This window comes from Ruegeria sp. YKSE079 (assembly GCF_059612845.1).
In genome coordinates, this window is the sequence record NZ_JBXWRJ010000003.1 from 268,962 (window position 1) to 280,818 (window position 11,857).

An 11,857-nucleotide genomic window follows, 5' to 3' on the forward strand; every position below is an offset into this window, starting at 1 on the left:
CCGTCTAGAAGGCGCCTTTGCGCGAACAATCCGACCAACAGGATCGACCCATGCCCCGAGCCATGCTGGCAAGTTTTGCCAATCGCCTAGCCATACCCGATCTGCGCTGGATGCCGGACGAGGGTCTAACCCCGTCGCGCCTGCGGATCGAGCTGTTGTCGGGCCTCACCGTGGCGCTGGCGCTGGTGCCCGAGGCGGTCGCTTTTGCTTTTGTTGCGGGCGTACACCCGCTGGTTGGCCTGTATGCGGCCTTTCTGGTCGGGCTGATTACCGCCCTGATCGGCGGGCGTCCCGGCATGATCTCGGGTGCAACCGGCGCGCTGGCCGTCGTCATGGTGGCCCTGGTGGCCGAGCATGGGGTTGAATACCTGTTTGCAACGGTGGTTCTGATGGGCATCCTTCAGATCATCGCGGGTGTGATGCAATGGGGCAAGTTCATCCGCCTCGTGCCGCATCCGGTGATGCTGGGCTTCGTCAACGGCCTCGCCATCGTGATCTTTCTCGCGCAGATGGGTCAGTTCAAGGTGCCGGGATCGATGGAAAACACCGGCCACGGCATGGGCGGCGGTGAATGGCTGTCGGGCCTGCAGCTCTATACGATGCTGGGCCTTGTTGCTCTGACCATGGCGGTGATCTGGGTGATGCCACGGATCACCCGTATCATTCCGGCCCCGCTGGCTGGCATCTTCGTGGTCGCGGCGCTTGTCATCGGCTTTGGCCTGGACGTCCCGCGCGTCGGCGATCTGGCCTCGATCGAAGGCGACCTGCCGCAATTCCACATCCCGATGGTACCGCTCAACCGCGAAACGCTGCAGGTCATCCTGCCTTATGCGGTGATCCTCGCCGCCATCGGCCTGATTGAATCCCTGCTGACCCTGAACCTAGTTGGCGAGATCACCGGAAAACGCGGTGGCGCGTCGCAGGAGTGTATCGCACAAGGCACCGCCAACGTCGTCACCGGTTTCTTCGGCGGTATGGGGGGCTGTGCCATGATCGGACAGTCGATGATCAACGTGAAATCCGGCGGCCGCACCCGCGTCGCAGGCATCGCGGCCGCATTGTTCCTGCTGATTTTCATCCTTTTTGCCGCGCCCCTGATCGAACAGATCCCGCTGGCTGCGCTGGTTGGCGTGATGTTCATGGTGGTGATCGGCACCTTCGCGTGGAACTCGTTCAACATCCTGCGCAAGGTGCCGCTGATGGATGCCTTCGTGATCGTGCTGGTCACCGTCGTCACCGTGATGGAAGACCTCGCCGTTGCCGTGGTCGTCGGCGTGATCGTCTCGGCGCTGGCTTATGCCTGGAACAACGCCAAACGCATCCACGCGGTCACCCGCGAGTCGGCGACCGAAAAGGGGGCAAAGGTCTATGAAATCCAGGGACCGCTGTTCTTTGGTTCAACCGACGGGTTCACGGAATTGTTCGATGTCGAAAACGACCCCGCAACCGTGATCGTCGATTTCGCTGAAAGCCGCGTGGTGGATCAGTCCGCCCTGCAGGCGATCGAAGCGGTGGCCGCGAAATACGAGGCCGAAGGCAAGCGGGTCATGCTGCGCCACCTCAGCCGCGATTGTCACAAGTTGCTGAACAAGGCGGGCCACCTGATGGTCGACAGTGATGATGACCCGGATTACGAGTTGGCGGTTGATTACTCTGTCCGCACCGGCATTCTAGGCGGGCACTGATCCTTTTGCGAGGCTCCGCCTCGCGCTCCGGGATATTTGAAGCCAGATGAATGAAGAATCCCTGCTTCATCTGGCCAAAAAATATCCCGGGGGAGCCGCCCGGAACGGGCGGTGGGGGCAGAGCCCCCGACAACCTCAATCATCCGGGCGATTGAGCGAGAACAGCTCGGACACGACCGAATAGTCCCGGTACCCAAGCCGCGCCAGAGGTTTGAATGAGGTTACGTCGAACTTGCCCTCCCGGATATGGTCGTCGAGCAGGTGCACACCTGTCACTTCTCCAAACACGACGCGGTTGGCCGCGCCGGGCAGGGTGACGATCTGGGTGAGCTTGCATTCCAACGCCGCCGGGGCACCTTGTACGCGGGCACAGGGGATGGTTTCACATTCGACCGGGGTTAATCCGGCATGGGCAAACTCGTCCACCTCTTTTGGAAGGCTGCCCGAGCTGGCGTTCATCGCATCCTGGTGCGCATGGGCCACAACATTCACGCAGAATACGCCTGTCGCCTCGATATTGGCGATACTGTCCTTGCCGCCGATCTGATCGTGTTTCGTGCCGGTTGAGGCAAACATCACCTGCGGCGGCGTGTAAGCAACCCCGTTGAAAAAGGAATAGGGTGCCAAATTGTTGATCCCATCCGAATCGCGGGTCGATATCCAGCCGATCGGGCGCGGAGTGATAATGGCGTTGAACGGGTTGTGCGGAAGGCCGTGGCCGTCTTCGGGTCGATAGAACATCATATCTCCAAGCGTTTGCCCAAGGCGTAGCGAAGTGCTAGGGCGATTTCCACAGCTGAAAAGAGGGCCAGGGTGCAGCAATTCGGAATCAGCCCGGAACGACCGGACGACTGGTGGGAGGTTGAAGCCCTCTACGACCTGTGCTTCGCGCCCGGGCGCGAGGCGCTGTCCTCCTATCGTCTGCGCGACGATGTTCCGCCCGTGGCGGGCCTGTCGATGGTCGTGCGCGACAACACCGGCGTCGTGGCTGGTGCCATCCGGTTCTGGCCCGTTCACGTCGCTGATCATGACGCGCTGTTACTGGGGCCGGTTGCGGTTCACCCCACGCACCAGGGCGAAGGTCTGGGCGGGTTCCTGATCCGCGAAGGGGTCGAGGCCGGGCGCAACCAGGGCTGGCATCGTGTCATGCTTGTGGGCGATGCGCCCTATTACTCGCGCTTTGGCTTCACTCGGCTGGAAGGCGTGGAAATGCCGCCGCCTACAAACCCTGACCGGGTTCTTGGCATGGAACTGGTGCCCGGCGGCTGGGTGGATATTTGCGGCCCTGTTACCCGCTGGACGAAATAACCCATTGAAACCCGGCACGCGCGCACCGATCTTTTCCTGATGAAGGAGGCGTTGCGAATGCAGGACATCGTGATCGTCGAACCCGTCGACGCCGAGGCGGAACTCGACCGGCTTGCCGCCGAGTACCGTGCAGCGGGAGGCATGGGTATCCGCATGCTTAACCGGTTGGGCGGCAAGGCGGAAAACCTGCTTGACCAGCTTCCTCCCAACATCCGCGACGGCCTGAGCGAAGCAACCGAGCGCGCGCTGTGGGTTGCGATGCGCGCCGCCCATGGCTCGCGCCGCGCCGTTCCGGATCAAAAGGCGTGGGTGAACACAGCGATCGCCACGGCAATGGGCGCTGCGGGTGGGTTTGGCGGGCTGCCCACCGCTCTGGTCGAATTGCCGGTCACCACCACCATGCTGTTGCGTGCCATTCAGGGCGAGGCCGCGCGCCAAGGCTTCGATCCGGCCTCCGAAGGTGTGATGTTCGATTGCGTGCGCGTTCTGGCCTCGGCGGGGCCGCTGGCGCAGGATGATGGCGCGGATCTGGGCTTTTTCTCGATCCGGCTGACGCTGACCGGCGCCACCATGCAGAAACTGATCGCCAGTGTCGCACCGCGCCTTGCCACCGCGCTGGGGCAGAAACTTGCGGCGCAATCGATTCCGGTTCTGGGCGCGGTCGCGGGCGGTGGCACCAACTATGTCTATACCCGTTACTACCAGCAGGTCGCAGGCGTGCATTTCGGTCTCAGACGCCTCGCGATCGACGCGGATATCCCACAGGACGAATTGTTGACCAGATTGACTGCAAAAATGCTGAAATAGGCGGAATTGATCCCGAAAGAGTGAAGATTTCGCGGGTAGCCGTGGCGTTCCTACAATATGTGGGAGCATTTAGTGTGTGCGACCTGACATGAAACAGATTCCCTGCTATCCTGTGAGGCAGGAGGATTGATGAACGTAAAAATTTCCAGTGACTTATTGAGCGCTCCGGAAGAAAACCGGATTGGTATCCAATACGGCGCATTGTGCTATCGGATCAAAGAAAACAAGCCTGAAATCCTGTTGGTGACCTCCCGAGGAACCGGGCGGTGGCTGATCCCCAAGGGCTGGCCGATCTTTTCGCGCGACGCCGCCGGAACCGCGACGGTCGAAGCCTGGGAAGAGGCTGGCGTGATCGGCTTGTGCCAATCCGAAAGCATCGGCAGCTTCACCTATACAAAAACGCGGGGCAGCAAGGGAAATCTGCCATGCATGGTCGAGGTGTTTCCGATCCGTGTCTGCCGTCTTGCCGCCAGTTTCCCCGAGCGCGACCAGCGCCGCCGTAAATGGTTTCGCCCACACAAGGCGGCGGCATGTGTGAACGAACCCGAGCTCGCCCGGATGCTGTTGGAATTTCATCCACATCTTATACACAAGGAAAAGATCAAGTCTTGATCTTGCCGGGCGGCTGGATATCTATTCATGGACCTGAGAATATGAGTGCAAGATGATTCAATACGCTCTGAAGTGCAGTGAAGGCCACAGCTTCGACAGCTGGTTTCAGTCGGCGGATGCTTTTGACAAGCTCGCCGGGGCCGGGATGGTGACCTGCGCGATCTGCGGCGGCAGCGAGGTAGAGAAGGCGATCATGACGCCACGTGTGCGTCCCGGCCGAACCACAACGGACGATACCCGACACGGATCCGAAAAACCGCTGTCGAAACCGGCCTCAGTAGCAGAGCAGGCCTTGGCGGAACTGCGCCGCAACATCGAAAAAAATTCAGATTACGTCGGCAAGAATTTCGCGGCGGAGGCCCGCAAGATCCACCTGGGCGAAGCGCCCGAGCGGTCGATCTATGGCGAAGCCAAAATGGAAGACGCCAAAGCGCTGATGGAAGAGGGCGTGCCGGTCGCGCCGCTGCCCTTCATGCCGAACCGCAAGACAAACTGACCCATGCACGTGGTCATCACCGGCGCAAACCGGGGCATCGGCAAGGCATTGGCTGATCATTACCGGCAGGCAGGGCATGACGTTTCAGGCACTGCCCGTGACGGCAGCCACTTTATCCTGTTGGATGTGACCGACCCGGGCCATCACCGCGCGATGGCCGAGACATTGCAGGACAAGCCAGTCGATCTTCTCATCTGCAACGCGGGCGTCTATCTGGACAAGGGACAGACCATCGACGGCTATCCGCGCGAGATGTGGGACCAGACCTTTGCCGCCAATGTCACTGGCGCGTTCCTGACAATTCAGACCCTTCTGCCCAACCTGCGTGCGGCGCGCGGCAAAATCGCGATCATTTCGTCACAGATGGCTTCGCATGAACATGCGCCCGGCGGCAGCTATATCTATCGCGCCTCCAAGGCGGCGGCGCTCAATCTCGGGCGCAATCTGGCCACGGATCTGAAAGACGACGGCATCGCCGTGGGAATCTACCACCCCGGCTGGGTTCAGACCGACATGGGCGGAGCTGCGGCCACCGTCACCACAGACGAGGCCGTCAATGGCCTCATCCAAAGGTTCGAGGCGCTGTCGCTGGCCTCAACCGGCTGTTTCGAGACATGGGACGGCCGCACGCACCCTTACTGAGAGGTCAGCGCCCTGAGTGGCAGTTCGTAAACCTCGCCCGGCTCGATATAGATGATCAGCATGTCTCCGCGCGTTTCCGTGGACAGGGCCGAAGTGGAACTGGACGCCACCGCCTTCGTCCCCTCGAAATAGATCCGCCGGACCTCTCCGGTCTTCAACTGAACCGCCAGTGTCGAGGCTCCATCGTCCTTGCGGCGAAATTCGGCGGGACAGCTTTCGATCTGTTGGCCAGGTACGGCGGCACAGGGAACAGTACCCAAGGCGTTCTGACCGTCGGTTCCGGATACCGTCGCCTCCTGCGCTGTGGCCTGGGTGGACAACACGGCAAAAGCCAAAAGAACTGATCGCATCGAAAACCCTTGTGCGTATGGAACCGCTCCAAGCTGGCACCCGGCCCCGGCAATGTAAAGCGGTGCCTTGCCGCAGGCATTCCGCCTTTGTCCACTTGCTCTTGGCTGCCCCCTCGCATAAGAGGCTCGGGACCGGAATTCCTTGGCGCGGAGACTTTTGGCCCCATGCCCTTACTCGTGATGAAATTTGGTGGCACCTCGGTTGCCAATCTCGACCGCATCCGCCGCGCCGCCAAGCGCGTCGGCGTCGAGGTGGCCAAGGGCCATGATGTGATCGTCATCGTTTCGGCCATGTCGGGCAAGACCAACGAACTGGTCGGCTGGGTTGACGAAATCTCGCCCCTTTACGACGCGCGCGAATACGACGCCGTCGTCTCCTCGGGTGAAAACGTGACTGCCGGCCTGATGGCGCTGACCTTGCAGGAAATGGATATCCCGGCGCGCAGCTGGCAGGGCTGGCAGGTGCCGCTGATCACCACCTCGGCCCACTCCGCCGCCCGGATCGAGGAAATTCCGACCGACAACCTGAACCAGAAATTCGGCGAGGGCATGAAGGTTGCCGTGATCGCAGGCTTTCAGGGCATCAGCCCCGAGGGCCGCATAACCACGTTGGGCCGTGGGGGCTCCGACACGACTGCCGTGGCCTTCGCCGCCGCCTTCGGTGCCGAACGCTGCGATATCTACACTGATGTGGACGGCGTCTATACCACCGACCCGAGAATCTGCTCCAAGGCGCGCAAGCTCAACAAGATCTCGTTCGAGGAAATGCTCGAACTGGCCTCGCTTGGGGCCAAGGTGCTGCAGACGCGCTCGGTCGAGCTGGCAATGCGCTACAAGGTAAAACTGCGCGTCCTTTCGAGTTTCGAGGAACAAACCGACGAGGCGGGCACGCTCGTCTGCGATGAGGAGGAAATCATGGAATCCAATGTTGTCTCCGGCGTCGCCTATTCGCGCGACGAAGCCCAGATGACCCTGCTGTCGGTTGCTGACCGCCCGGGCATCGCCGCCACCATCTTCGGGGCCCTGTCGGATGCGGGTGTGAACGTCGACATGATCGTGCAGGACATCTCCGAGGAGGGTCGCACCAACATGACCTTCAGCCTGCCGACCGATCAGGTCAAACGCGCCGAAAAGGCCATGAACGACATCAAGGGCGTTGCGCTGAACTTTGACATTCTGCAGATCGAACCTGACGTCGCCAAGGTCTCGGTGGTGGGAATCGGCATGCGTTCGCAATCCGGCGTTGCGGCCAAAATGTTCAAGGTGCTCTCGGATGAGGGGATCAACATCAAGGTCATTACAACCTCCGAGATAAAAATTTCCGTGCTTGTAGACAGGAAATACATGGAACTTGCCGTTCAGGCGCTGCATGATGCGTTTGGACTGGACAAGGCCGCCTGAGTTTTCTCGACTGGGGCGCCTGACACAAAAACGTGATGGGGCCCATGGCTGACGGCACTGAAACAGAATCCCGCAAGCTGCTGGGGCGGCTGCGCGAAGCGATGGCCAGCGAAGCCGCCGGCCAGGAGCGTCTCGATCAGATCACCCATCTGATCGCCGACAGCATGCGCAGCGAAGTGTGCTCGGTCTATCTTTTCCGCGACGAAGAGACACTGGAGCTGTGTGCGACCCAGGGCCTCGCGCCGGAATCGGTGCACCAGACCCGCATGCGGATGGGTGAAGGGCTGGTGGGCCGCGTCGCCAAGACCGGCAAGGTCGTCAACACACCCAACGCTCCGGCGGAAAAAGGGTTCCGCTACATGCCGGAAACCGGCGAAGAACGGTTCTCGTCCTTCCTCGGCGTGCCGGTTCAGCGTCTGGGCGAAAAACTGGGCGTTCTGGTGGTGCAGTCGCGCGAGGCACGCCAGTTTTCCGCCGACGAGGTCTATGCGCTGGAAGTGGTCGCCATGGTTCTGGCCGAAATGGCCGAGCTTGGCGCCTTCATCGGCGAGGGCGCGGCCTTGTCGCCCTTGCACCAGCAATCCGTCGTGCTCAAGGGCGGCCCGGCCCAGGAAGGTTCCGCCGAGGGGCACGTTTGGCTGCACGAACCGCGCGTGGTGGTCACCAATCCGATCGCTGATGACCCGCAGCGCGAGCTCGAGCGCCTGAACGAAGCGGTCGAGGAATTGCGCGTCGGCGTCGACAAGATGCTCGAATTCTCGCAGGACGGCGACAAGGAACAGCTGCAGGTGCTCGAAGCCTACCGGATGTTTGCCAATTCCAAGGGCTGGATGCGCCGCATGGAAGAGGACATTGCCCGTGGTCTCAGCGCCGAGGCAGCGGTCGAAAAGGAACAGTCGCAGGCGCGCGCCCGGATGAGCCAGGTCACTGACCCCTATCTGCGCGAACGCCTTGCAGACCTTGATGATCTCAGCAACCGCCTGTTGAGAAACCTGACAGGGCAGGGCAGGGATACCGGGCTTGAACTGCCGCCCGATCCCATCCTGGTGGCCCGCAACATCGGCCCCGGCGATCTGCTGGAATATGGCCGCTCTCTCAAGGGCATCGTGCTCGAGGAAGGGTCTGTCGGCAGCCACGCGACCATCGTCGCCCGCGCCCTGGCGATCCCGCTGGTGGTGCATGTAGGCCGCATTACGACCGAGGCGCTGAACGGCGACCATATTCTGGTCGATGGCGATCAGGGCGTGGTACACTTGCGCCCCGAAGATACCGTTGTCGGCGCTTTCCGCGACAAGATCGCAATGCAGGCCAAGGCACAGGAACGCTACGTTTCGATCCGCGACAAACCTGCGGTCACACTGGACGGGCACAAGATCGATATGGTGATGAATGCCGGGCTGATGGCCGACCTGCCATCGCTGCCCACTTCGGGGGCCGAGGGCGTCGGCCTGTTCCGCACCGAATTGCAATTTCTGATCCGTAACCAGATGCCGAAACGTTCGGAACTGGTGGCGCAATACGCCCGCGTTCTCGATGCCGCGCAGGGCAAGCGCGTGGTGTTCCGGACGCTCGATATCGGTTCCGACAAGGTGCTGCCCTACATGAAACACGTGGCCGAACCGAACCCGGCGCTGGGCTGGCGCGCGATCCGCGTCGGTCTCGACAAGCGCGGCGTCATGCGGATGCAGCTTCAGGCTCTGATCCGGGCCGCCAATGGCCGCCCGCTGACCATCATGTTTCCCTTCGTCGCTCAGGCCGAAGAGTTCTACGCCGCTCGCTGGGAGATCGAAAAAACCATCGCCCGGGAAAAGCGACTGGGCCACCCGTTACCGGAAAGCCTGGAAATCGGCGCGATGCTGGAAACACCGTCACTGGCCTTTGCGCCTCAGAAATTCTTTGACGAGGTGGATTTCATCTCCATCGGCGGCAACGACCTGAAGCAGTTCTTCTTCGCCGCCGACCGCGAAAACGAACTGGTGCGCCGCCGCTATGACACGCTCAATGTCAGTTTCCTGACTTTCATCGAACGCATCGTCGAGCGCTGCAATCTCTCCAACACCCCGCTCAGCTTTTGCGGCGAGGACGCGGGCCGCCCGGTCGAGGCCATTTGCCTCGCCGCCATGGGCATCCGCAGCCTGTCCATGCGTCCCGCCTCGATTGGCCCGGTCAAAAGCCTGCTTCTGCGCGCCAACCTTCAGGATCTGCGCAAGATCATTTCCGACGCCAGCCACCGCGGCGACCAGACCGCGCGCCCGGCGGTGATGGAATGGCTGCGAAATCAGGTCTGACACTCCTCGCCGCCCCTGCTTCTTTCTGGTCTCAAATACCCAGGGTGAATTGCCCGCAGGTCAAGAGAGGCAGCGCCCCTCTTGTTCTTAGGTAAGGCGGCCCGCAAACACAGTCCGCTCGACCTGCAACCATCTTGATATTCGGCACGAATGACCTGACCCTGTCGTAGGCGCCAAACCCGGTTTGTCTACTGATGAACCCAGAAAATGCGCAAGCAGCTTGCAATCATCGGACTGAACACAAATTGCGTGCGCTCGGCAGGCCAGTTTGAGAACACAGCTTGCAATGACTGGTCGGATACAAACGCATCGATCACCGTTTGCTGTATGGCTCTTGAACTGGTAAGAAAGGACCACAGCTGACTTTCATCGCTCGGAACATGAATGGGCAAAATGCGCAACTTTGCCGCCATTTGCCCATGCCGCTGTTGCTGACGCAGCATCCGCTCGCAAGTGCGGAACACTCATCGCTGCATTGCAACCGATGTCGCCAGACCGGTCATTCAACTCTGCCAAATCTGGTGGAACTCAAACCGCCTTTTCACCACGCTCGGCTTCGGCAATCGAGACGCGGGACGGTGCTGCCGCTCGCCTGTTTGGTTTCGATGACTGCTCCAGCCTGAGAGCGGACACGCCTGTTCCGCGGGTAGGACGGGAAGCGCCCATGGCTGGCGCGTTAAACACTAACATTTCAAATGCTACGAAGTCGGCTTTTGTGCGCGGCCACTTTAATAGTTGTACCTGTGCGGTCGATTCTAACCTTTTGCAATCAAGTTGCCTTATGCGACGATTTAACACCTCAACAGAACCAGAGGCGTAGCATTTCAAATCCCGCTAACGCGTTTTATGAGCCAATACATCGATATCGATCCGATGCAATAGGCCGTGACCACTGTTGTTGTTTGACTAACGGGAAACGCAATCATTCGCCAGATTGGCAGAAGCAGCGCCAAAGCTCCGACAAAACTCAATTGGCCTGCCTCGACGCCCAGGTTGAAGGCAAGCAAGGCCGCAGGGATATCGTTTGTAGGTAGTCCGATATCGGCCAAAGCACCTGCAAAACCAAGCCCATGCAAAAGCCCAAACCAGAAACAAACGATCCAGGGCTTCTGTTTCGAAAGTCGAAAACGCCCGTCGCCGCCCTTAACAATTTCCATCGCCAGAAAAACTATAGAAAGCGCAATGATGGCCTCGACCGGCGGCCGGGGACATTCAAAAATCCCAGTGTTGCCAGTGCCAGTGTTATTGAATGCACTAGGGTGAACGCTGTGACTGCTCCCACCAGTCTCTACGGATCACGAACCAGAATAAACAGCGCGAAGACAAACAGCAGATGATCCCAACCTTCCAGTATGTGTTTAAAACCCAACTGGAAATACGCGGTGAAAACAAACCATGTGGTCTGTTCAGAAGGTATGTTCTGAACGGCTGTCTCTGGTGTGAACCGAAGCGTCGTGGGTTCAGACTGCAGGGGCTGTAGATGGACCAAAACGTCGTTCTTTTGAACTTCCAGATCTTCAATCTAGATGGGTTGACCCGCAATATCCCTGAACTACTCCCCAATGTTTGGACAGGTTTTGGCGTAGTTTAAGCTACTCTTTGCTCCTGCTGATCGGTTTGGGTTTCTTCTTTTCTCAGCCAATAGACCACGGCTGGGGGTTTACCGCCAAGGGCGGAGTGTGGGCGTTTGCGGTCGTAAAATCGATCCATTTCCCAACGCCCGCCTTCGCCTCTGATCCGGTCTCCCAGGCGTGCAGGTAGACGCATTCGTATTTCAAGCTCCGCCAGAGCCGCTCGACGAAGATGTTATCTAGGAACCGGCCCTTGCCATCCATCGAGATGCGCACGCCGGATCGGCGCAGGCGGTCTGTCCAGACAAATGATGTGAACTGGCTGCCCTGATCCGTGTTCATGATCTCAGGCGGGCCGAAGCGGTGTATGGCCTCATTCAGCGCGTCGACGCAAAAGCTGGCCTCCAGCGTATTCGATATCCGCCAAGCCAGAACCTTTCGGGTGTGCCAGTCGATGATCGCCACCAGATACAGGAACCCGCGTCGCATGGGCAGATAGGGGATGTCTGCGGCCCAGACCTGATTGGGTCGATCCACCGGCAAACCGCGCAGCAGATAGGGATAGGTCTTGTGCCCTTTCGCCGCCTTGCTGGTGTTGGGCTTTTGATAGATCGGCATCAAGCCCATCAGCCGCATCAGGCGACGGATGCGCTTCTCGTTCACCAGATAGCCTTCGTTGCGAAGATGCCAGGTCATC

At 60.0% G+C, this 11,857-nt stretch carries 11 protein-coding genes and 2 pseudogenes; 8 read left to right on the forward strand and 5 right to left on the reverse strand.

Annotated features, from left to right (window positions below):
* The first annotated feature begins 50 nt into the window (after window positions 1-50).
* Window positions 51-1,685, forward strand: a complete 1,635-nt coding sequence (locus tag AC2FMY_RS04520; RefSeq protein WP_496744758.1) for a SulP family inorganic anion transporter — start codon at window positions 51-53, stop codon at window positions 1,683-1,685.
* A gap of 135 nt (window positions 1,686-1,820) precedes the next feature.
* Here AC2FMY_RS04520 and AC2FMY_RS04525 read toward each other — a convergent pair whose 3' ends face one another.
* Complete coding sequence (locus AC2FMY_RS04525; RefSeq protein ID WP_480747727.1) at window positions 1,821-2,426, reverse strand: flavin reductase family protein; 606 nt, start codon at window positions 2,424-2,426, stop codon at window positions 1,821-1,823.
* Window positions 2,427-2,498: 72 nt separating this feature from the next.
* On the opposite strand from AC2FMY_RS04525, the gene AC2FMY_RS04530 reads away from it, so the two are divergent.
* The 5 genes from AC2FMY_RS04530 (at window position 2,499) to AC2FMY_RS04550 (ending at window position 5,550) form a co-directional block, all read left to right on the forward strand.
* On the forward strand, window positions 2,499-2,993 hold the full coding sequence (locus tag AC2FMY_RS04530; protein WP_496744756.1) for a GNAT family N-acetyltransferase: 495 nt from the start codon (window positions 2,499-2,501) through the stop codon (window positions 2,991-2,993).
* Window positions 2,994-3,050: 57 nt separating this feature from the next.
* The gene (locus tag AC2FMY_RS04535; protein WP_496744754.1) at window positions 3,051-3,800 is read left to right on the forward strand and encodes an EcsC family protein; all 750 of its coding nucleotides are present in this window, start codon (window positions 3,051-3,053) and stop codon (window positions 3,798-3,800) included.
* 129 nt (window positions 3,801-3,929) lie between these two features.
* The gene (locus tag AC2FMY_RS04540; protein ID WP_496744752.1) at window positions 3,930-4,412 is read left to right on the forward strand and encodes an NUDIX hydrolase; all 483 of its coding nucleotides are present in this window, start codon (window positions 3,930-3,932) and stop codon (window positions 4,410-4,412) included.
* Between the two features lie 52 nt (window positions 4,413-4,464).
* Entirely contained in the window at window positions 4,465-4,908 is a 444-nt protein-coding gene (locus AC2FMY_RS04545; RefSeq protein ID WP_480747723.1) for a DUF1178 family protein, read from the forward strand.
* 3 nt (window positions 4,909-4,911) lie between these two features.
* A complete protein-coding gene (locus AC2FMY_RS04550; RefSeq protein WP_496807033.1) occupies window positions 4,912-5,550 on the forward strand; it encodes an SDR family oxidoreductase in 639 nt (212 codons plus the stop codon).
* On the opposite strand, the gene AC2FMY_RS04555 is transcribed toward AC2FMY_RS04550, so the two are convergent.
* Window positions 5,544-5,900, reverse strand: coding sequence for a hypothetical protein (locus AC2FMY_RS04555; protein ID WP_480747721.1), 357 nt, complete (start codon window positions 5,898-5,900; stop codon window positions 5,544-5,546). The genes AC2FMY_RS04550 and AC2FMY_RS04555 overlap by 7 nt on opposite strands.
* A 165-nt stretch (window positions 5,901-6,065) precedes the next feature.
* On the opposite strand from AC2FMY_RS04555, the gene AC2FMY_RS04560 reads away from it, so the two are divergent.
* Together AC2FMY_RS04560 and ptsP are read left to right on the forward strand one after the other, a co-directional pair.
* Entirely contained in the window at window positions 6,066-7,301 is a 1,236-nt protein-coding gene (locus tag AC2FMY_RS04560; RefSeq protein WP_496744747.1) for an aspartate kinase, read from the forward strand.
* Window positions 7,302-7,345: 44 nt separating this feature from the next.
* Window positions 7,346-9,589 (forward strand): phosphoenolpyruvate--protein phosphotransferase, encoded by a 2,244-nt coding sequence (gene ptsP, locus AC2FMY_RS04565; protein WP_480747719.1) that lies wholly within the window; start codon window positions 7,346-7,348, stop codon window positions 9,587-9,589.
* 188 nt (window positions 9,590-9,777) lie between these two features.
* Here ptsP and AC2FMY_RS04570 read toward each other — a convergent pair whose 3' ends face one another.
* From AC2FMY_RS04570 to AC2FMY_RS04580, 3 genes and pseudogenes are all read right to left on the reverse strand, one after another.
* Complete coding sequence (locus AC2FMY_RS04570) at window positions 9,778-10,032, reverse strand: hypothetical protein (protein WP_496807034.1); 255 nt, start codon at window positions 10,030-10,032, stop codon at window positions 9,778-9,780.
* Between the two features lie 381 nt (window positions 10,033-10,413).
* Window positions 10,414-11,078: pseudogene (locus tag AC2FMY_RS04575) on the reverse strand (HupE/UreJ family protein).
* 98 nt (window positions 11,079-11,176) lie between these two features.
* Window positions 11,177-11,857, reverse strand: a pseudogene (locus AC2FMY_RS04580) (IS3 family transposase); the annotation flags it as partial.

Excerpts from the sequence above, each read along its gene's own strand:
- AC2FMY_RS04520 (WP_496744758.1), top strand. The coding sequence starts at position 51 with ATGCCCCGAGCCATGCTGGCAAGTTTTGCCAATCGCCTAGCCATACCC.
- AC2FMY_RS04525 (WP_480747727.1), bottom strand. The coding sequence starts at position 2,426 with ATGTTCTATCGACCCGAAGACGGCCACGGCCTTCCGCACAACCCGTTC.
- AC2FMY_RS04535 (WP_496744754.1), top strand. The coding sequence starts at position 3,051 with ATGCAGGACATCGTGATCGTCGAACCCGTCGACGCCGAGGCGGAACTC.
- AC2FMY_RS04540 (WP_496744752.1), top strand. The coding sequence starts at position 3,930 with ATGAACGTAAAAATTTCCAGTGACTTATTGAGCGCTCCGGAAGAAAAC.
- AC2FMY_RS04545 (WP_480747723.1), top strand. The coding sequence starts at position 4,465 with ATGATTCAATACGCTCTGAAGTGCAGTGAAGGCCACAGCTTCGACAGC.
- AC2FMY_RS04550 (WP_496807033.1), top strand. The coding sequence starts at position 4,912 with ATGCACGTGGTCATCACCGGCGCAAACCGGGGCATCGGCAAGGCATTG.
- AC2FMY_RS04555 (WP_480747721.1), bottom strand. The coding sequence starts at position 5,900 with ATGCGATCAGTTCTTTTGGCTTTTGCCGTGTTGTCCACCCAGGCCACA.
- AC2FMY_RS04560 (WP_496744747.1), top strand. The coding sequence starts at position 6,066 with ATGCCCTTACTCGTGATGAAATTTGGTGGCACCTCGGTTGCCAATCTC.
- ptsP (WP_480747719.1), top strand. The coding sequence starts at position 7,346 with ATGGCTGACGGCACTGAAACAGAATCCCGCAAGCTGCTGGGGCGGCTG.
- AC2FMY_RS04570 (WP_496807034.1), bottom strand. The coding sequence starts at position 10,032 with ATGCTGCGTCAGCAACAGCGGCATGGGCAAATGGCGGCAAAGTTGCGC.